General features: G+C 69.9%; 16 protein-coding genes. 7 read left to right on the top strand and 9 right to left on the bottom strand.

The window, feature by feature from the left end:
- Positions 1 to 22 precede the first annotated feature (22 nt).
- The 3 genes from dcd to KUA19_RS05400 form a co-directional block, all read right to left on the bottom strand.
- Positions 23 to 634: a dCTP deaminase gene (gene dcd, locus KUA19_RS05410; RefSeq protein ID WP_217394983.1), complete on the bottom strand. Its 612-nt coding sequence runs from the start codon at positions 632 to 634 to the stop codon at positions 23 to 25.
- Entirely contained in the window at positions 634 to 1,194 is a 561-nt protein-coding gene (locus KUA19_RS05405) for an AAA family ATPase (RefSeq protein WP_217394982.1), read from the bottom strand. Before KUA19_RS05405 ends, dcd begins: the two co-directional genes overlap by 1 nt.
- Positions 1,195 to 1,314: 120 nt before the next feature.
- A complete protein-coding gene (locus tag KUA19_RS05400; protein WP_217394981.1) occupies positions 1,315 to 3,264 on the bottom strand; it encodes a PEP/pyruvate-binding domain-containing protein in 1,950 nt (649 codons plus the stop codon).
- 598 nt (positions 3,265 to 3,862) lie between these two features.
- Here KUA19_RS05400 and KUA19_RS05395 point away from each other — a divergent pair.
- Positions 3,863 to 4,462, top strand: a complete 600-nt coding sequence (locus tag KUA19_RS05395; protein WP_217394980.1) for an LmbU family transcriptional regulator — start codon at positions 3,863 to 3,865, stop codon at positions 4,460 to 4,462.
- A gap of 152 nt (positions 4,463 to 4,614) precedes the next feature.
- Positions 4,615 to 5,553, top strand: a complete 939-nt coding sequence (locus KUA19_RS05390) for an isopenicillin N synthase family oxygenase (RefSeq protein WP_217394979.1) — start codon at positions 4,615 to 4,617, stop codon at positions 5,551 to 5,553.
- A gap of 43 nt (positions 5,554 to 5,596) precedes the next feature.
- On the opposite strand, the gene KUA19_RS42435 is transcribed toward KUA19_RS05390, so the two are convergent.
- A complete protein-coding gene (locus tag KUA19_RS42435) occupies positions 5,597 to 7,015 on the bottom strand; it encodes a uracil-DNA glycosylase (RefSeq protein WP_254548672.1) in 1,419 nt (472 codons plus the stop codon).
- A gap of 111 nt (positions 7,016 to 7,126) precedes the next feature.
- Here KUA19_RS42435 and KUA19_RS05380 point away from each other — a divergent pair, with 111 nt between their 5' ends.
- Both KUA19_RS05380 and KUA19_RS05375 read left to right on the top strand, forming a co-directional pair.
- Positions 7,127 to 7,762, top strand: coding sequence for a nucleoside/nucleotide kinase family protein (locus KUA19_RS05380; RefSeq protein ID WP_217394978.1), 636 nt, complete (start codon positions 7,127 to 7,129; stop codon positions 7,760 to 7,762).
- Complete coding sequence (locus tag KUA19_RS05375) at positions 7,741 to 8,598, top strand: AAA family ATPase (protein WP_217394977.1); 858 nt, start codon at positions 7,741 to 7,743, stop codon at positions 8,596 to 8,598. Before KUA19_RS05380 ends, KUA19_RS05375 begins: the two co-directional genes overlap by 22 nt.
- Positions 8,599 to 8,815: 217 nt before the next feature.
- Here KUA19_RS05375 and KUA19_RS05370 read toward each other — a convergent pair whose 3' ends face one another.
- The 3 genes from KUA19_RS05370 to KUA19_RS05360 all read right to left on the bottom strand — a co-directional run bounded on the left by KUA19_RS05370 (position 8,816) and on the right by KUA19_RS05360 (position 12,080).
- Complete coding sequence (locus tag KUA19_RS05370) at positions 8,816 to 9,577, bottom strand: class I SAM-dependent methyltransferase (RefSeq protein WP_217394976.1); 762 nt, start codon at positions 9,575 to 9,577, stop codon at positions 8,816 to 8,818.
- Positions 9,578 to 9,678: 101 nt separating this feature from the next.
- A complete protein-coding gene (locus tag KUA19_RS05365; protein ID WP_217394975.1) occupies positions 9,679 to 10,665 on the bottom strand; it encodes an aldo/keto reductase in 987 nt (328 codons plus the stop codon).
- A 143-nt stretch (positions 10,666 to 10,808) separates the two neighbouring features.
- On the bottom strand, positions 10,809 to 12,080 hold the full coding sequence (locus KUA19_RS05360) for an MFS transporter (protein WP_217394974.1): 1,272 nt from the start codon (positions 12,078 to 12,080) through the stop codon (positions 10,809 to 10,811).
- 435 nt (positions 12,081 to 12,515) lie between these two features.
- Between KUA19_RS05360 and KUA19_RS44440 the strand changes: the two genes are divergently transcribed.
- The 3 genes from KUA19_RS44440 to KUA19_RS05345 all read left to right on the top strand — a co-directional run bounded on the left by KUA19_RS44440 (position 12,516) and on the right by KUA19_RS05345 (position 17,036).
- Positions 12,516 to 13,514, top strand: coding sequence for a winged helix-turn-helix domain-containing protein (locus tag KUA19_RS44440; RefSeq protein ID WP_217394973.1), 999 nt, complete (start codon positions 12,516 to 12,518; stop codon positions 13,512 to 13,514).
- A 304-nt stretch (positions 13,515 to 13,818) separates the two neighbouring features.
- Entirely contained in the window at positions 13,819 to 16,020 is a 2,202-nt protein-coding gene (gene asnB, locus KUA19_RS05350) for an asparagine synthase (glutamine-hydrolyzing) (RefSeq protein WP_217394972.1), read from the top strand.
- Positions 16,017 to 17,036: a diiron oxygenase gene (locus KUA19_RS05345; protein ID WP_217394971.1), complete on the top strand. Its 1,020-nt coding sequence runs from the start codon at positions 16,017 to 16,019 to the stop codon at positions 17,034 to 17,036. Before asnB ends, KUA19_RS05345 begins: the two co-directional genes overlap by 4 nt.
- Positions 17,037 to 17,062: 26 nt before the next feature.
- Here the strand turns inward: KUA19_RS05345 and KUA19_RS05340 are convergent, their stop codons facing one another.
- Positions 17,063 to 18,457, bottom strand: coding sequence for a condensation domain-containing protein (locus KUA19_RS05340; RefSeq protein WP_217394970.1), 1,395 nt, complete (start codon positions 18,455 to 18,457; stop codon positions 17,063 to 17,065).
- Between the two features lie 65 nt (positions 18,458 to 18,522).
- Positions 18,523 to 18,780, bottom strand: a complete 258-nt coding sequence (locus tag KUA19_RS05335; RefSeq protein ID WP_217394969.1) for an acyl carrier protein — start codon at positions 18,778 to 18,780, stop codon at positions 18,523 to 18,525.
- Positions 18,781 to 18,834 lie beyond the last annotated feature (54 nt).

Here is an 18,834-nt window from a genome sequence, read left to right as displayed (position 1 = left end):
CGGCGGCAGGGCCGTGCGCGGGTCAGCGCGCGAGTCCGCCGAAGGGGAAGGCGTCCTCCCGCAGCCTCGACGGGGTCGGCCCGCGTTGCCCCTGGTACTTCCCTTCGTATAGCAGGGGCGTACCCGCGGTGGTGAACCAGAAGATCTGGCCGAATCTCATGCCCGGATAGACCCGGGTCCGCTTTTGGGCCACGATCTCCAGGGTGATGTTGCCGAAGAACCCCTGATCGATGAGGCCTGCCGTGATGTGGTTCGTGACGAACTTGCGCCCGATGGAACTGCGTCCGGTGACGAGCGACGCGTAGTGCAGCGAACCGAAGACCTCCATGGTCGCGCCGAGATAGCACTCGCCGGGTTCGAGGATGTAACCCTCCTCCGGGATCTCGATCTCGTCGTACTCGTCCTCGGCCTTGCAGTCGATCACCTCCGAGGTGATGCGCTTGAGCGAGGGCGAGAGCCGGTAGTTGTAGGAATTCGGATTGAGGTGATCCGGCAGGAAGGGCTCGATGACGATGCGCTTGGCGGCGACCTCTTCGCTGATCTTGTGGCCGGTGAGCCAGCCGTGGGCGCTGATCGGCGCGGTGATCGAGTCCATTGCCTGCGCGCCGTCCGCCAGGCTGTACATCGCGTCCATCAGCGTCCCACCCTCTGCCTCTCGAGCAGACGTTCCACAATTTCCTCGGCCTGCACCAGGGCCTGCGCGAGCGTGCCGTCGTTGGTGATCGTGTGGTCCGCCCGGAACGTGTCGAACCCCGCCTCGACAGCGTGGGCGGTGTTTACGGGCGTATGGTCCGGCCGGGCGCGCTGCGCGATGCGCTCCGGCGACGTCAGCACGCGGACGAAGACGAACCCGGCCTGGTCCAGCGCCGCATAGCTGTTGCGGCGGCAGTCGTCGTTGACGACGACCGTGCGACCGGACGCGTGGACCCGCGCGGTCGCGCTGCGCCCGAGCCAGCCCGGCTGCTCGCGTTCGATCTTGTCCGCGAGGAACTGCAGCAACTCGCCGTCCTGGCCGGTCACCGGCTTCTGCAGCATGTCATAGAACATCTGCTGGAACCGGTGCAACGGCTCGGCGATCTTGATGAGCTCGCCGTCGTACCGCCGGACGAGATGACGTGCGATCGTCGTCTTCCCGGATCCCGTCGGGCCGTACAGGCAGATGCGAGTCGGCTCACCAGCTGGCTCGATGTTCAACTTCCTACCTCTCTGGGCGGCTCGCTTGTCCGGGCGAGGTCCCGGCCGGTGGTGCGGTCGTGTGGATTCGGGCGGTGCCGGTGCCACCGCACCGACGCCTGCGGGCGGCATCGGGCGGGGCTAGCGGTCGCTGTGCATCGGCGGCGCCGGGCTGGCGCTGAACGCGCCCGCGCTGATCACCGCGTGCGTGCCGTCGGGCACGGCGCCGGCCGCGATGCCATACACCGCCGGGGTTCCCGACTCCCGCAGCAGAATGGCCAGGTGCGACAGGACCGAGCCCCGTTCGAACGCGAAGCCCGCCACGGAGCCGATCAGCATCGACAGCGCGGCGTACGGCCTGCTCGCCAGGATGATCGGCGGCTGTGCGCACTGGCGCACCCGGTCGAGCAGGTCGGCCAGATACCCCGCGGTCGCGGCGTGTGCCTCGCCCCCGATGCTGATCGCCGCGGCCACGGACACGCGGGTTATCAGTTCCTCGTCCGGGACGGTGAGCACCGGACCCCGGGCTGTGCCCGCGGAGATCACCGTGCCGCTGTACGCGGTGTGCCGGGTGCCCAGGCCGAGCGAATAGTCGAGGAAGACCGGCACTCCGCCGTCGAGGACCCACTCCACCGCGGCCGGGCCGAACTCGTCACTCATCGCCTGTGTGAAGGTGGCGATGCGGCCGAGATGCGCGAGCAGGGGCTGTGCCGAATCGGGTGCGTTGATCAGGGATCCGCTGAGATCGGTACTGAGCCGCTCGGCTCCGGCGGTGCCGCGGTTGAGCGCCAGCAGGCCCTCGGGCGCGTACTCCACCACGACGCGGTCACCACTGATGTGAGAGATGAAGCCGAGCTCGCCCCGCAGGTAGTCCCGGACGACGGCGGCGCCGGCCTGGTCGCCGTGGCGGTCGGCCCGATGGATGTCCCGCAGGCGCGGGATGAGCTGCGTCTTCGGAATCACCAGCTGGCGTAGCGCGGGGCCGAGGTCGAGCAGGCACTCCTGGCTGCGCCCAGTGTCCAGGCACCGCTCGGCCGCTTCGGCGTCGTGATCGCGATGTAGGGCCCGGGTGGTGAAGCCCATGAGCCACCCGGTGGTGACGTCGACCCCGTGCGCTGCGGCCAGCCGGTTGGCCGGCCCTCGCTTGGCCTCGAACCCGGCGTAGACGGCGGCGACGTCGCCCAGCTGGGCGTTGGCCGGCGGGTGTGCGAAGTACAGCCGCCGCAGCCAGATCTCGTCGGGGGAGTCGAAGCGACGCGCTGTCAGCGGGCGCACCTGAAGAACGTGGATCGTGCCGTGTCGGTCCGCGGCCCATTCCAGGTCGATCTCATGACCGCGCTCGACGCGCAATGCTGCGGCGATCCGCCTGACCTGACCGAGCACCACTTCCTGTGACACATCGCTCACGGTCTGCGCGCTGCGGGCTCCGCCAACGAGGTCCTCGGCCGTTCCCTCCACGAACTCGACCGTGATGTCAGCTGCGCCCGCGTCGGCGTCGAGACCGCTGAACGCCACGCCGGACATCGTGGCCGCGACGAACTGCTGGATGATGACGGCCAGGGCCGGTTCGGCGGTGAAGTCGCCGGCCCGGATCCGCGCCGCGACCGCGGTGGGTCCGTAGAACGATCGCCAGCAGCGCTCTACCGCGTCGGCGACCGCTTCGGCGCCATGGACGTCGAGGAAGCTCTGATAGGCGCCCGCGAGGCTGTTCGCGGGTCCGTCCTCGGCCAGGCCGGAAGACCGCACGGCCACGACCGACGATCGGCCGATCACCGCATCGACGCGCTCGGCGAGCTGGCGCCGGGCCGCGTCCGGCAGCCGGATGTCCGCGGCGATTTCCGCTATGCGCTGGACGGATTCGTGGAAGTAGGCGCCGACCGTCGCCTCGAGATCGTTCATGACCGACTGAATCCCGGCGCGGACGGCCTGCGGCACGGCCTGCCGGAACTCGCCGACGGGCACGACGATCGCGGCGGGCACCGAAAAGAGGCGACTGGCATGCGCGAGTGAGGCGAATTTGTTTCCCACCGCCGCCGCGTCCCAGCCTTCGTGCAGGGACGGAAATCTCTGTCCGCCGGTCGTATCGGCCATCTGCTGCTTCCTCCTTCCGACAGGATCCGGTCCGTGATTTCTGGGGATTCACCTCATTGCCGGGCGTCCCGCCGCATGCCAGTACCGAAGCCAAACACATCCACCGACCGCCTACAAAGGGCCCGGCGAGCCTGTCAGGTGGTGCGCGACGCCCATCGGCAGACCCCGCCGGGCGGCGGGCGAGCGCTCGTCCCGGCCGGCGATCCGCCCGCCGTCCGCCGCGGCGCGAGCCGACGAGACGGCCAACCGCGCCCGCGCGCGGTCACTATCCTAATTGCCCGCGTTTACCCTCTGTTACGGAGTACAAGTACCTAATAGACAAAAGCTTTGTAAACGGTCAGTCCGCTGTGGTTCCGTCGCAGCGTTTTCCGCGCTCATCGGCGCCCCGGGCGGTGAAGGGAGTGCGCGGGTACAGAGCTGCCACTAGCATTGGCGCCCACGGGGGCACATGTGATCACTTTCTATTTTGGCATTTTGGTGGATCATGTGGCGCCGGTCTTCGCGATTAACGAGAGGACCACGGGAAATGACACAAGCTTTGACGCGAAGCACACACATCCTCACCGATGTCGGGCTGACAGGGCAGGCCGGTCGGGCCATGCGTGTGGAGAGATGCGGCATCGTCTTCCACGACGACCTCAGTCTCATGGCCTGGGAGGGAATCGGAAAGCGACTGCTGGCCTATGCGGATTCGGCCAGTTGGTGGATCGCCGACTGGCTCGCCTACGGGGAGGCCCGGTTCCAGGACCGGTACGAGGAAGCCGTCAAAAGAACCTCGCTGAGCTACCAGACGCTGCGCAACTACACCTGGGTGGCCAGGCGCCTGGACATGTCCCGCCGGCGGGACAGCCTCAGCTTCGGCCACCATGCCGAGGTCGCGGCGCTCGAGCCGCCGGAGCAGACCTACTGGCTGCGCAAGGCCGAGGAACACGGCTGGTCGCGCAACCAGTTGCGCAACGAGGTGCGGGCCAGCCGTCGCGAGCGGCTCGCCGACGGCGCGACCGAGGCCCGTTACGAGGTCTCGCGGCCGGGGGACACCTCCGTCGGCACCCGGGGACGGGATCTGATCGCTGACAAACTGTCACTGCAGCTGACCTCTTCGGAGTTGCGGCGTTGTGAGGAAGCGGCCATGAAGCGGGGCCTGACCGTGGACCGGTGGGCCACCTTCGTCCTGCTGACCGCGGCCGAGCGTCAGTAGCCCCGATTCGGCCGTCTCCCATTCAGTGCCTTTGCCGGCGCCTTCATCAATGCTTTCATGGCGCCTGGCCCAGATTGGATGGATCATATTCCGAAGCGGCGCTGACCCGTTTTTCGGCAGTGCTAAACGTCGATGATTGGTGGTGTTCCGGGTTGTCCGAAGTTGAACTCCTTCCCCTTGCCGGGAAGGTGCCGCAATTGCACGTCGAATCTGTCGAAGATGACGCTATTCGCAACATCGAGGAGTTTCGCGAACAGCTGGCCACCTGGGGATTCATGGCGCTTGAGGTGCCCGGGATCGGCGATCGGGTAACCGAGCTGTATGGCGCTTTCGATGCTGCGCTGGCGTCGACTTCGCCGAGCCTGTACGAATTCGCCGTCGACCGGGTTCCGCAGGCTTCGGCGGGCGGCAACCACGGTTTCTTCCGCCCTGGTTCTGAGGTGCCGCGCCTGGCCAACGGGGTCGCCGACCCCAAGGAATTCCTGCACGTGAGCGGCGCCATGCTCGACAACCATCCGGCAGGATCGGCGGCGCTGCTCGAGGCGTTTCCGGCGCTGGCCGAGCAATCCCGGTTCATCTTCGAACTAGGCATTCGGGTCGCGGCGTCGCTCGGTGACGTGGTCCGCGAGATCCTGCCCGGACAGGCACCGGAACTGGGGCTGTCGCGGCACTCCAGCATCCTGCGGGTCATCCACTACCAGGATTCGCAGCGCCGAGAGATCCTGGCCCACGAGCACTCCGGGATCCAGATGCTCGGCGTGCAGTTCCCGGCCTCCGAGGGCGGGCTGCAGTACATCCTCAATGACGGCACGTGGGTGGAGCCGATCATCTGGGGCACCGACGTTCTGCTCTGCAACATCGGGCGCATGCTGTCGGAGGCCTCGGGGCGCCGGGTGCGCCCGTCGACGCACCGGGTGCACCGCTCGCCGATGGCGATGAGCGAACGACGCTGGTCGTCGGTGGTGTTCGTGCACCCGGACCACAGCGGAGAACAGTGGACCATCACCGAGGAAGAGCAGGTCCGCATGCTCGGTGAGCCGTGGGGGGCGTTCGTCAACAAGGGTCTGCGGGAACTGGGGCTCAGCGACTGATCCCGCACCGCCGTCGCCGAGCAGGGCGGGCAGCCAGGAGACGTCATGGCAATCGCCAGTCGACCGGTTGCCCGCCCTGCTCGGCGAGCAGGCGGTTCGCCGTACTGAACGGGCGCGAGCCGAAGAAGCCGCTCGCCGCGGACATCGCACTGGGGTGCGGCGACGCCACCACTGGCGTATCGCCGAGCAGTTCGGTGAGTGCTCGAGCATCCGTACCCCACAGGATCGCCACCAGCGGCGCGGGCCGGGCCGCGAGGGCGCGGATCACCGCGTCGGTCACGGCCTCCCAGCCCTTCCCGCGATGCGACGCGGGCATGCCCTCGCGGACCGTCAGCACGCGATTGAGCAGCAGCACGCCGCGTCGGGTCCACGCGGTCAGGTCACCGGACCCGGGTACGGGCAGCCCGAGATCGTCGGAATACTCGTGGAAGATGTTGCGCAGGCTGCCCGGCAGCCGGGTGACCTCCGGGGCGACCGAGAAGCTCAGCCCGACCGCGTGGCCGGGTGCCGGATAGGGGTCCTGTCCGACGATCACCACCCGCACGTCTTCGAACGGCTGCCGAAAGGCGCGCAGCACCGCGTCCTGCGCGGGCTGGCAGGCATGGCCGCTGCCGACCTCGTCGCGCAGGAACGCCATCATGGCGGCGAGCTGGTCCAGGCAGGGTGCCAGCGGGGCGTGCCAGGACTGGTGGACACGCTGCTGCCGCAGCTCCGACAGCGCAGGAGCCGTGGTCGCGGACCCCGGCTCCGCGCCCTCGCCGCCGGTTGCGGGCGCTGTCGTGTCGGTGACCCGGCCGGCCTCGGCCGCTTCGCCATAGCGCAGCACCGTGGCCGACTCGGCCGCGGTGACCGTGCCGCCGTGGGCGTGGACCACCGCCATGCCGCAGGCGGCCACTCGGGCCGAGCCCTCGACGTGGTGCGCGACGGCGCGCTCGGCCAGCCGGTCGACCACGGCCGAGCCGGTGACCCGCGCGAGGGCGGCCATGCCTTCCACCCGGCCGATCCCGGCCTGCTCGCCGACCTCACCGAGCCGGGCGAATCCTCGCACGAGTTCCACCCGCGCCGTCCCGCCCAGCCGTCCGAGGCTCGCCCAGTCCGCCAGCTCGAGCACGCGGGCGGCGCCCAGGACGGATCCCACGCGGGCGCAGTCGCGGACGGCATCGATCACGGCATGATCGCGTACGTAGCCGATCCTGGCCGAGTCGTGCACGATCCCGATCCGGGCGTGTTCCCCCACCACATCCACCGTCGCCGACCCGCGTATCGACTGCACCCGGGTGGAGCCGAGAACGGCGCCGACCCGTGCGGTCCAGAGGATGGAGTCGACGAACGCGCGGCCGTCCACGACGGGGTGGTCGCCGTCGAGGATGTGCAGGCAGGCCGTCGGGTCATCGCGATACGCGGCGTAGTCCTCGCTGGACCGGATATTTACGCACGTCAACCGTGTCGTGCCAGTCGGCATGCGAAGATCATACGAAGGTGCCGCGGGCTGCGTCCGCCTTCCGGGGCCACGGCCGTCGATCCGCTCGTGATCGCTTGCTCCGGATCGCGTCCGCCGCGTGTACTCGGATCCATGACCCTTGGCCTTGTCATCACCGGTACCCGTGGCGCCGGCAAGACCACGCTGGCCGAGCTGCTGCTACGCGAGTCAGGCACCGCGATGAGGCGCGTCCCCTCCTTCACCACCCGGCCTCCGCGGGCAGACGACCTGCCGGGGACCTACCGGTTCGGTTCGGCGGGCGACTTCGCACGGCTGCAGGCCGACGGGCAGTTGGTCCTGGTGGGCAGCTATGGGGCCTTCCAGTACGGGATCGCCGTGTCGGACATCGAGTCGGTCCTGCGCGCGGGTTGGCGTCCCCTGCTGACGGTCGCGCCCCGGCAGGCATACGGCCTGCTGGCCGGTCCGTCGGGAGCGGGATGGGCGGGGGCATTCGTCGACGCCGCCGATGAGGTGCTGGATGAGCGGCTGGCCGCGGACGGACGTCCGGCGGATGCGCAGGACCAGCGCCAGCGGCAGGAGGATCGGCGGTTCGCCAGGCCGCCGCTCGCGCTCGTGCCGAACGACGGATCGGTCACCGAGGCGATGGAACGGCTGCTCGCGGCGCTGGGAGCAGGCGCCGGCCCACCGACCGGGCGCACCGCCGTTCCCGGCGGGGGAGTCGCCGCAACCGGACGCTATGGTGAGACATGGCACGTAAAAGGACCGTAGTCCTCAATGGGGATCTGGGAAGCGGCAAGAGCACTGTATCGATCATCCTGGCGGAGCGCCTGGGGATCCGGCGAGTCAGTGTGGGTGACCTGTATCGGAAACTGGCCGCCGATCTCGGCATGAACGCGATGCAGATCAACCTGCACGCGCAGCTTGACGACAAGACCGATCACTACGTGGACCAGCTCCAACGCGACATCGCCGCGTCAGGCGAGCAGCTCGTCGTGGACAGCCGCCTGGCCTGGCACTTCTTCGCGGACGCGCTGAAGGTTCACCTGCTCACCGAACCCACGGTCGCCGCCCGCCGCGTGCTCGGGCGGCCCGCGGACACGGTCGAGAGCTACACCTCCCTGGACGAGGCGCGCAACCACCTGGCGATGCGAAGCGAGATCGAGCGGGTGCGGTTCCTCGACCGGTACAACGTGGACAAGACCCGGCTGCGCAACTACGACCTCGTGTGTGACAGCACGCGGGCCACGCCCGAGCAGATCGCCGACCTGATCATGGCAGCGCTGGACGAGGACCGGTCCGACGCTTCGGGACCGGCATGCTTCCTCGATCCGCGCCGGATCTATCCGACGGCGCTGCCGCCGTCCGCGCGGCGGTCTTCCGAAGTGGATGCACCGATCGAGGTCGCGTACTCGTCGCCGAACTTCTTCGCCGTGCACGACCACTCCGGTCTCAGTGCCGCGGTCGCGGCGGGGCCGCCGCTCGTCCGCGTCCACCTGGTGCATGCCGAGGCAGGCAGCGAGCGTCCGACTCCCGACGGCATCGCCGCCTGGGAGCGGGCACATGGCATCACGATGCCGCCCATGCTCTCACCCGCAGCGGCATGATCGGATAGCGTCGCCGCCACCGCCACCGCCACCGCCACCGCCACCGCCGCCACCGCCACCGCCACCGCCGCCACCGCCGCCACCGCCGCCACCGCCGCCACCGCCGCCACGCCGCGGTGTGCGCGTCGCGGGCCGCGAACCGGGCCGCCGCCCTGTTCGCCGCCCGCGGATGCGCTGGCTCCGGGCTGTCTTCTGCCGATCAGCTTCTACAGTCCGATCAGCGCTCGTAGACGACGATGTAGTGACCGTGGTGGCGCAGCCGGGGCCGATCCGGGTCGGGCAGCGCGCGCAGATTCCGGATCACCGGTCGCACGACCCGGTTCCACGAGTCCTCGTCGACGTGCCAGAGGACGGAGAACGTCCGATCCTCCAGTTGCTGGGCCAACCACGCCGGTGCCGTGTGCCGCAGCGTCTTCTCGGTCGTGCCGTGGTGGATCGCGGTGAGTCCGGCCTCGTGCGCCGCGCTGTCGAGGACGGCCCTGGCATCGGGCCGCTGGAAGGCCTCGAGTTCCTCGAGCGGGGCGAAGGTCTCCATGATGTCGTCGGTGGGACCGGCCACGGGCTCGATGCTCGGATCGCCGTACGTCGCGATCAGCCGGCCACCGGGCCGCAACACCCGTGCTGCCTCATGGATCGCGCCAGGCACGTCGACGATGGTGTGCAGTGACGCCACGAAGACGGCGTTGCCCATCACTCCGCTGGCGAACGGCAGGGCGCAAGCGTCGCCGCAGACGAGGCTGTCGCCGAGGCGTTCTCGGGCACGCCGCAGCATCGGCAGTGAGATGTCCACTCCGCAGACGGGGTGGCCTCGCTCGCGAAGTGCGCCGCCGATGAGGCCCGTGCCGACACCGACATCGAGCGTCATCCCGGCAACGAGCCAGGATTCGACATCGACAGAAAGGTGCCTGCGGCCTTCGAGACTATTGCGGGTCTGGTCGTAGACCGGCGCGATGGTGTCGAAGGGAAGCGGAGGGTTCATGCTCGAAACCTACGCGAACGCATCGACGAGGCGAACGTTTGCCGAGCAGCACCGGCGTCCCGCCGGCGGGACACCGGAGTGGGTGGTGAATCCGGCCGCAGTCACCAGGTCCAGGCGTCAGGCGCGGGGCCGCCCCCGCCGATCGGCGGGAACAGCTCGTCGAGCCGGGCGAGGACGCCGGGGTCGAGCGTGATGTGCAGGCTGGCGAAGGAGGCGTCCAGCTGCTCGAAGCTGCGGGGACCGAGGACCGGGGCGGTGACGCCGGGGCGCGACAGGAGCCAGGCGAGCGCCACATCGGCCGGGCTGTGGCCCAGTTCCGCGCACAGATTCTCGTACGCCTCGATGGTGTCGGCGTTGGCCGGCATGCCCTTGGCCGCCCGGCCTTCCTTGGTGCGCACCGCGCTACCCTCGCGCAGTTTCCGGATCGCGCCGCCCAGCAGACCGCCGTGCAGCGGCGCCCAGGGCAGGATCCCGATGCCGTACGCCATCGCCGCCGGCACCACTTCCAGTTCGACATGCCGGACGAGCAGGTTGTAGATGCACTGCTCGCTGACCAGCCCCAGCGAGTGCCGCCGGTTCGCGGCCTCCTGGGCCGCGCCCAGGTGCCACCCGGCGAAGTTGGACGAGCCGACGTACCGGATCTTGCCCTGCGCGACGAGCACGTCCATCGCCTGCCAGATCTCCTCCCACGGCGTGGCGCGCGGGATGTGGTGCATCTGGTAGAGGTCGATCCAGTCCGTCTGGAGCCGCCGCAGCGATCCCTCGCACGCGGCGATGATGTGGCGCGCGGACAGCCCTCCGTCGTTGGGAACGTCGCTCATCGAGCCGTACACCTTGGTGGCCAGGACGGTCCGGTCGCGGCGGCCGGGCTCGGCCGCGAACCACCGTCCGATGATCTCCTCGCTGGCACCGACGTGCAGCTTCCGGCCGTAGATGTTCGCGGTGTCGAAGAAGTTGATCCCGCCGTGCGACGCGCGGTCCATGATGGCGACGCACTCGTCCTCCGGGGTCGTCGCACCGAAGTTCATCGTGCCGAGGCACAGGCGGCTCACCTGCAGACCCGTACGACCCAGACTGGTGTATTCCATGCGTCCTCCCGGGATGATCCCGCGCGATCCACGAGCACTGCACAGGGCGAATGCCGACGCTCGATCGTCGGCATCCGCCCTGATGCATGTCAAGATCATGGACCGGCGGCCCACCGGCCGTCCCGGGCGCTTGCACCGTCCGGTCAGTGCGCGGCGGGCTCCGCATCCAGCAGCGTCCGCACCTTGGACACCTGGCTGAAGAGCAGCGCGACCGGCGCGAGAAGTGCGCCGACGACACCGCACACCAGGCCTTCGCGCGGTCCCCACACGGTGGCGGCGACGCCGGCCGCCAGGGCGCCGAGCGGGGTCGCGCCCCAGGTGATGAAGCGCACCGACGCCATCACCCGGCTCAGGACCTCCGGCGGCGAAACGACCTGGCGGTGGGTGCGGGTGATGACGCTCAGGAGGGTCACCCCGGCCGCCAGCCCGGCGCTGCCCACTCCGTAGAGCACGATGACGGAGACCACGCCGCCGAACGCCAGCGGCATCAGTACGGAGATGGCACCACCTGCTGCCGTGGCCCACAGGATGACTCGGGCGTCGCCGAACCGTGCCGACAGGCGGGCGGTGAAGAGGGCGGCCACGAAGACGCCCACCGCCTCGAGCGACATGACCACACCCACCATCGAGGCCGGCAGGTGCAGGGTCCGCAGGACGAAGGGCGGCGTCGCCGCCAGGATGGCGCCGTTGGAGAAGTTCACGGCGCTCGCGGCGAGGATGGACGGCCTGATGATCGGGTGCCGCATCACGAACCGCAGCCCCACGGCGATCTGGGAGACGAAGGAGCCCTGCGGCCGGGCCGGTCGTCGCTGGTCGGTGCCGCGAAGCCGGCCGAGCAGGACCGCGGAGGTCACGTAGCTGACGGCGTCGACGATCGTGCTGACCGCGGCACCGGCCGCCTGGACGAGCAGGCCGCCGAAAGCGGGGCCGATGAGCTGGGTGATCGACAACGTCGCCGACAGCTGGCCGTTTCGCAGGGTCAGCTGGTCCTTGGGCACGACCGCGGGCAGGAAGGAGGCGTTGGCGACGAAGGCGATGTTCGAGGCGAGCCCGACGATGAAGGCGACCGCGATGACGTGTGCGAGCGTGAGCGCGCCGAGCCACCACGCCACCGCGATGCTCGCCACGAGTGCCGCCCGGGACAGGTCCATCGTCACCTGCAGGGCGCGCAGCGGCAGGCGATCGGCGATCACACCGGCGGGCAGGCCGATCAGGATGATGGCGGCGTACGAGGCGACTGTGATGAGGCTGACCTCGAAATTGGAGGCGTTCAGCGCGACGAGGGCGAGCACGGGCAGTGCGATCTTGGTGACAGCCGAGCCCATCTGGCTGATCACCGAGGCCGTCCAGTACTGCCAGAATGCGGATGCGGGCCGGACGTCCGACGCCGGGGCGGTGGTCGCTGCGACGCTCATGCTCGAAATCCCTACTGTCGCTCGTGTCGATCAGCCCGTCGCGGGTCGGCGGTGACAACCACGTGAGCCGCGCCGACCGTGCTTGCGCCCGTCGCGATGCATGAGATGAACCCCCGTCGGCGCAAGGCCATCGGCCGCTGGGGCGGCCTGCCGCTGGACGGTAGTGGAGGCGGTATCCATTGGCAATGGTCGCCGCCCTCGTCGATCAAGGACGGCCAGGCCTTTCCGCTCCTGCCGCAGCCATTCGATGACGATCGCGCGAGCGCGGGAGATGGCGCTGACAAGTCGGCCGACGGGCACCCCCAACAGGGGCGGTTCACTTGGTAGGCTGCCCCGTGCATCGGCCCTGATGGGCCGCCATGCCCGTCGACCGGGCGGCTGGTCGTCCTCCACCGCATGATGAAACGCCGCTTCTCTCGCGAGGAGGGCTCGGCCGTGGATCCCATCCCGCTGACCGCGAAAGCGCTGTCCAGGCTGCGGATCGTGCCGCACGCACTCTGGGAGGTCCTGGCCAGCGCGGCACTGCTCGCCCATCACGGCACGCCCCAGTTCCCCTATCGCCTCTGGGCTCGCGAGGCGTCGGTGGCGGTGGCCTCCGGCCGAGGCGCCCGGCTGGTCCGATGGGCGGCCGGGTGGCCGGACGGTCTGCCGCCCGCCTTCCTGCTGCCGTCTCCGCCGACCCGCGTGACCAGCCTGCGCGACGCCTGCGCCGAGTTCCGGGCCCAGCCGCCTGAGGAGATCAGCGCGCGGCTGCGCCACCACCATTCCCTGGAAGTGCCCCCGGCGTTCCGGTCGTTCGAATCCGCACCGGCGCGCGCCCTGGCCGAACTCGCCGATCTGCTGGACGAGTACATCGAGGCGATCCTGCGTCCCGACTGGGGCGCGGTGTGGGAGATCCTCAAAGAGGACCTGGCGGCGCGGGCGGAGCGGCTGGCCGTCGCCGGTGTGGACGACGTCCTCGGCAACCTCCATACCCGGGTTCGGTGGAACCGGCCGTCGCTGTCGCTGGTGACCGGCGCACCGGTCTGCGAACGGGAACCGGCGTCGGTCACGTTGGTGCCGGTGGTGTTCCTGCGCGACCGGGTGATCACGTCCTGCGACGGGGCCGGCGGGCTGGCGATCGGCTATCAGGCGCGGGGGGCCGGTGACCTGGCGATCCGGATGGACCGTCGGCGCAGCGGCACGCCGGATCGGCTCGAGCTGCTGCTGGGCAGGGCCCGTGCCGACATTCTGCGGCTGCTCGTGTCACCACGTACGACGGCCGCGATCGCCCGGGAGCTCGCGCTCGCACCGAGCACCGTCTCGGAGCACCTCGGCCGCCTGGTCGGTTGCGGCATGGCCGTGCGCACCCGCCGCACCAACAAGGTGCTCTACAGCCTGTCCGACGGGGGCAGGCTGCTGCTTCGATCCGCGCAGGAACCGAGCGAGAGCTGACCGCCGCGTTCGGCTATTCCCGAATGTGTGGCGCGGCTGGTTCGGTCTTTGTTTAGCTCCCCACATCCGGCCGCGAGTTCCGATCCCGATGCAGCATGCTGCGCCCCGTATCGGGATGGGTCGCAAGGGATGACGCCGGACCACCCACACGGGGGAGGTGAATGGAATGAAGAAGTACAGCTCTCCGAAGGTTCGCCCGGTCAGCACCTCGACGGTGCTCCGCTCCGAGGCGTGATCGACGAGCCGGTGCGCCCGGCCCTGGCCGGACGCACCGGCTCTCCCGACGGCAGAGATGAGGAAGCCCATGTGTGGCATAGCTGGTATCGCAGCACTCGGACGTGGTCTGACCGACCGCGACGCACTCCGGCTCCAGGCCCTGGCCGTCGCGGTCGCCCATCGCGGCCCCGACGAGCGAGTCGCCCTGCGGGTGGGTCCCCAGGTGGGTTTCTGCTTCAGCCGGCTGGCGCTGATCGCCCCGGACGCCGGGGACCAGCCCATCTGGACCGAGGACCGGCAGGTTGTCGTGATCGCCAACGGCGAGGTCTACAACCACGCAGAGCTCGCCCGCGGGCTGCCGAAATTCCCCGCCCGGCCGAACGGGTCCGACTGCGAGGTCCTCGGCTACCTGTACCAGGAGCACGGCCGGGACTTCCTGCGAGCCGTCAACGGCATGTTCGCGATCGTGCTGTACGACGTCGCCGCGAACCGCCTCATCCTGGCCCGTGACCGCTTCGGCATCAAGCCGTTGTACTTCCACCAGAACGCCGACCGCGTCGTCTTCGGCTCGGAGATCAAGGCGCTGTTCCAGGACCCGGCGACCCCCCGCATGGTGGACTGGCAGGCCGCGCTGACCAGCACGGCACTGCAGGGCGCCCCGCTGATCACCGATACGGCGCCCACCAGCTGGTTCTCCGGCATCGAGTACGTCGAACCCGGCACCGTCGTCGAGATCGACCTGCACTCCGGTGCCAGATCCGTCCACCGGTACTGGGACTTTCCCGGCGACGCGCAGATCGGGGAGGCCTCGGACGAAGAGATCATCGCCGAGTACGCGCGGCTGCTCGCCGCATCGGTGGCCGACTGCGCCCACGCCGACGCGGAACTCGGGCTCTTCCTCAGTGGCGGTGTGGACTCGGCCGCCGTCGCGGCGCTGGCCGTGCGCACCACCGACCTGCACACCTTCACGATCCTGAGCCCGGCCACGATCGAGAGCGGCGACGCCTACCACGCCGATCAGATCGCCCGGCGGCTCGGACTCGCGCACCACCAGATGTACGTGCCCCGTGACCATGTCCCGTCGCCGGACGAGTGGCGCCGGCTCCTGTGGCTCATGGAGAACCCGATGACGGGGGCCGAGGCCTACTTCAAGCACGAGCTCTACCGGTACGCGCGGCAGACTCGGCCCCAGCTCAAGGGGATGCTGCTCGGCGCGGCCAGTGACGAGTTCAATGGCGGATACTCCACCGACATCGCCGGTGGTGGCGACTGGTCGTCCTTCGCGGGCCACCTGGACACCATGCTGCGCCGGGGTATGGCGCGAAGCGATGTGACCGGATCCGAGTGGACCGCGGCGGTGGGCGCGCCCGTGCTGCGCGGTGCGGCCGCCGACACCACCGACACCGACGTCTACCTGCGGTACATCCGCGGCCAGTACCGCAAGATCTACCAGTACAACGTCTGGCACGAGGACCGTTCCGCCGCGGGCAGCGGCGTGGAGGCGCGGGTGCCGTTCCTCGATCACCGGCTGGTCGAGTACGTGGCAGCCGTCCCCGCACACCGGCGGGCGAGCCTGCTGTGGGACAAGCGGATCCTGCGCGACGGCCTGCGCGACGTGCTGCCGCAGCACGTGGCCTGGCGGGAGAAGGTGCCCTTCCTGCACGGCAACGGGGTCCGCCATACCCGCCGGATGCTCGTGGGCCTGCTCGAGCAGGAGCAGCGGACCCTGGTCCGGTCCGCCCTCAGCATGCCGGGGGCCAAGGAGCACCTCGACGACAAGGCCGTGCACGCCCTGATCGACGGCTTCGGCCGCGGCGAGCGGCTCGAGGCGGTCGACCTGGTCGTCCGCCTGGTGAATCTGGGCCTGCTCGAAGAGATGCTGGCCCAACTGCCGCCCCCGATCATCGACATTCCCGCGCCGGCTCCCCTCAGTGCCTGGCCCGCGCCCGTCCATGACGGCGAGGAAGGCCGGGACCTGGCACGGCGGGTCCTCGGCTGGGTGCAGCCCTCCGACACGGCCGTGCTCGGCTGGGCCGACGGGGTCATGGTGCTCAACGACCCGCACGATCCCGACATCTGCTACCTGCTGCGCGACGGCTCGATCGAGTTCGTTGTGGACGGTGACGCGGCTGCCTGGCGCCGGGTCGTGGCGCTGATCGACGGAACCCGTACGCTGCGTGCCCTGCTGGACAGTGCGCAGGCCGAGTACGCGCAGATCGCCGACGAGGTCGGGGAGTCGCTGGAGTCAGGGCTGCTCGTTGTGATCACCGATGCGGAGCCGGGCACATGACAGCCAGTTTCCTCAGCCAGGGCGTCCAGGAGTCGGCGCGGCTGGCGCAGACCGCTTCGGGGCTGGCCGGGGCGCTCGACGAGCGGATGGCCGCCGGTTACCGCAGCCGCTTCACGAACTGGGACACCTCGGCGTCCGTGCGCAGCCGTCCCCGGCGGGTAGTCGCGGACGGCGCCGCTGACGACCAGCTGTACTTCCCGCCGGAGCTGGTGCCCTGCTTCGATCATCCCCTGGTCCGGGCAGCGGGGACGGATGCGCGGCGACGCCTGCTGATCCGGTCGCTCTACAACTACCTTCACTTCACCGCCGAGCTCGAGAGTCTCGCCGTGATCCCGGTGGCCACGGAGCTCGCCCGCGGCCGGGCCGGTTTCTTCCTCTCGGCCGCCGCGCGCCAGGACGCCTACCGCATCGTGACCGACGAGGCGTGGCACGCCCAGTTCTCCGACGACCTGAGTCGCCAGGTGGAGGCGCAGACTGGCGAGACCCTGCCGCTCCTGCCGGCACCGCAGTTCGTGGACCGGCTCACGGGCATCGCCGATCGGTTGCACACCAACGTGCCGGCGCTCGGGCGGCTGCTGTTCGCCGTGGTCAGCGAGACGCTCGTGTCGTCACTGCTGGCACGCATCCCCCACGATCAGCGGCTGCCCGCGGCCGTCCGCGACACGGTGGCCGACCACGCCATGGACGAGGGGCGGCACCATGCCTACTTCCGGGACGTGCTGGGCGTGGTCTGGCACGCCCTGACCCCGGCGGAGCGGCGGTCGGTCGGCCCGTGGCTGCCGTCGATCATCCTGGCCTTCCTGGAACCGGACTACCGCGCGGTCGGGCAGGCGCTCGACGGCATCGGGCTGACCACCGAGCAGATCGAGGCGGTGCTCGTCGAGTCATACCCCCGGCAGCAGGTGCTGGCTCGCTCGGCCGAGGCGGCGCAGTCGACCATCCGCTACTTCCGCGAGGTGGGTGCGCTCGACGATCCCGCCACGGCCGACGCTTTCGGCGCGCTCCTGGCCGCCTGAGCCCCGCCCGCGGCGCCCCGGCTGCGCTACCGGAGGGACGACAGGCGGGAGTCCAGCCGCTGCGGCCAGATCCGCAGCAGGTCGGCGTAGTCGGTGAGGAAGGCGTCCGCCCAGCCGGTGCTGTAATGGTCCGTCCGGAAGCGGAACTGCAGCACCAGAGCGCCCGCCTTGTTCCGGGCGATCAACCGCAGCCACCCCCGCGGGACCTCGGCGACGGGAACGCGCACGGCTTTCACCCGCAGCTTCGCGGGCTGCCGGAAGCCGCTGCTCCAGTCGTCGTCCATGTCGAAATGGAGGAAGTGGGGCACGTCCGCCTGCCCGAAGCGGTGCAGGATGCCGTACTGCCCGGCGCTCACCGCACGGGCGATCAGCGTATGCGGGATCTCCTGGTGGCACAGCGCCCCGAAGATTGTGCGGGACTCGCGCTCCATCAGCGCCGCCAGCGTGGGATCGCCGGAGAGGTCGGTGCGGAACACCGTGTAGGTGGCGAAATAGCCGACCACGTCGTTCATCGTATGGTGGCTGCGATTGGCGATCGAGCCGAACACGGGGACGTCAGCCGCTGCCTCGGTGCCCATGGCCTCGCTGCGCCGGGCGTGGATGACGGCCTTCAGCGCGCTCGCGAGCACCACGAACATGGAGGTGCCCTCGGCCCGCGCCAGCGCCTCCAGCTCCCGGCACACCTCCACCGGGACGGTCCGTGTGCACATCGCCAGCCCCAGCGGCTGCCCCGATGGCGCACCGGGATCGGTCAGGCCGACGTCCGGGATCGCGTCCACCCCGGCCAGCGCGGTGCGCCAGTAGGTGGTGAGCCGGTCCAGGGTGGCGCCCCGCAGGTAGTCCCGCTCCCACGCCGCATAGTCGGCGAACTGCAACGACAGCTCGGGCAGGCCGGCATCCGCCCCGCCGGCGGCCTCGTCGTAGAGGGCGAGGAGGTCACGCTGAAGGATGACGCAGGAATTGCGGTCCACCAGGATCTTGTCGACCATGAGCCCGAGCACGTGCTCGGTGTCCGACAGGCGGACCAGCTCGGCCCGGAAGAGCGGGCCCCGGGCGAGATCGAAGGGGATCTCCGCGGCCTGCGCCAGCACGCCGAGGGCACGGGTCATCCGGTGCTCCGGTGCCTCGTTCTCGACGGAGTGCCGGCGCAGGGTGACCGCCTGCCCGTCCGTGACGGTGAGCAGGCAGCCGGTCGGGTGCTCCTGGAACGTCAGGCGCAGGCTCTCTTGACGCTCGACGAGCTGGTGGACGCTTCGTTCCAGCGCCTCGACGTCCAACTGGCCGACGAGGTGCAGCCCCATGGCGACGGTGGTGTTGGGCACCTGGATGCCGCGGCTGCAGAGGATGCGCTCCTCCTGCGTGAACGACGCAGGTGTCGGGCCGTTGCGGTCCGCGCGGGTCAGCGGGGGGCGGATGGGCATGGTCATGGTCCCTTTCTGCGGGCGGCGCCGAGCGTTCGCTGAGGCGGTCGTGGGAGCAGCCGCGATCACGCGGAGGCGGAACGCTGCGGCTCGGCGGCCGCGCCGAAGAAGCGCTTCTCGATCCGGGCGAGGGTGCGGAAGTCCTCCACCGTGACCTCCTGCAGGCTGATCGGGCTCCCGGTCAGCTGCTCCAGCAGGTAGATGAACTCGAGGAAGGCAAGGGAGTCGATGAGCCGCCCCCCGATGAGGTCTTCGTCTTCGGTCGGGGGCTCCGGCAGATCCGGGTTCTTCTCCAGGATCCAGGCCAGGACTTCTTCCATCATCGTGGTACCGACTCCTTGGGTCGTGGGGAACTGGTTCGCTTCGGGGTGAGCCCG

Origin of the sequence: Catellatospora tritici, from assembly GCF_019083965.1 — a bacterium.
GTDB classification, from domain to species: domain Bacteria; phylum Actinomycetota; class Actinomycetes; order Mycobacteriales; family Micromonosporaceae; genus Catellatospora; species Catellatospora tritici.
This window is presented reverse-complemented; position numbering and strand designations above follow the sequence as displayed.

Bases quoted from the DNA above. Each gene is read 5' to 3' on its own strand.
- KUA19_RS05375 (WP_217394977.1), top strand. From the start codon at position 7,741: ATGGCACGTAAAAGGACCGTAGTCCTCAATGGGGATCTGGGAAGCGGC.
- KUA19_RS05400 (WP_217394981.1), bottom strand. From the start codon at position 3,264: ATGGCCGATACGACCGGCGGACAGAGATTTCCGTCCCTGCACGAAGGC.
- KUA19_RS05340 (WP_217394970.1), bottom strand. From the start codon at position 18,457: ATGCCCATCCGCCCCCCGCTGACCCGCGCGGACCGCAACGGCCCGACA.
- asnB (WP_217394972.1), top strand. From the start codon at position 13,819: ATGTGTGGCATAGCTGGTATCGCAGCACTCGGACGTGGTCTGACCGAC.
- KUA19_RS05335 (WP_217394969.1), bottom strand. From the start codon at position 18,780: ATGATGGAAGAAGTCCTGGCCTGGATCCTGGAGAAGAACCCGGATCTG.
- KUA19_RS05360 (WP_217394974.1), bottom strand. From the start codon at position 12,080: ATGAGCGTCGCAGCGACCACCGCCCCGGCGTCGGACGTCCGGCCCGCA.
- KUA19_RS05365 (WP_217394975.1), bottom strand. From the start codon at position 10,665: ATGGAATACACCAGTCTGGGTCGTACGGGTCTGCAGGTGAGCCGCCTG.
- KUA19_RS05345 (WP_217394971.1), top strand. From the start codon at position 16,017: ATGACAGCCAGTTTCCTCAGCCAGGGCGTCCAGGAGTCGGCGCGGCTG.
- KUA19_RS05380 (WP_217394978.1), top strand. From the start codon at position 7,127: ATGACCCTTGGCCTTGTCATCACCGGTACCCGTGGCGCCGGCAAGACC.
- dcd (WP_217394983.1), bottom strand. From the start codon at position 634: ATGGACGCGATGTACAGCCTGGCGGACGGCGCGCAGGCAATGGACTCG.
- KUA19_RS05370 (WP_217394976.1), bottom strand. From the start codon at position 9,577: ATGAACCCTCCGCTTCCCTTCGACACCATCGCGCCGGTCTACGACCAG.
- KUA19_RS42435 (WP_254548672.1), bottom strand. From the start codon at position 7,015: ATGCCGACTGGCACGACACGGTTGACGTGCGTAAATATCCGGTCCAGC.
- KUA19_RS05395 (WP_217394980.1), top strand. From the start codon at position 3,863: ATGCGTGTGGAGAGATGCGGCATCGTCTTCCACGACGACCTCAGTCTC.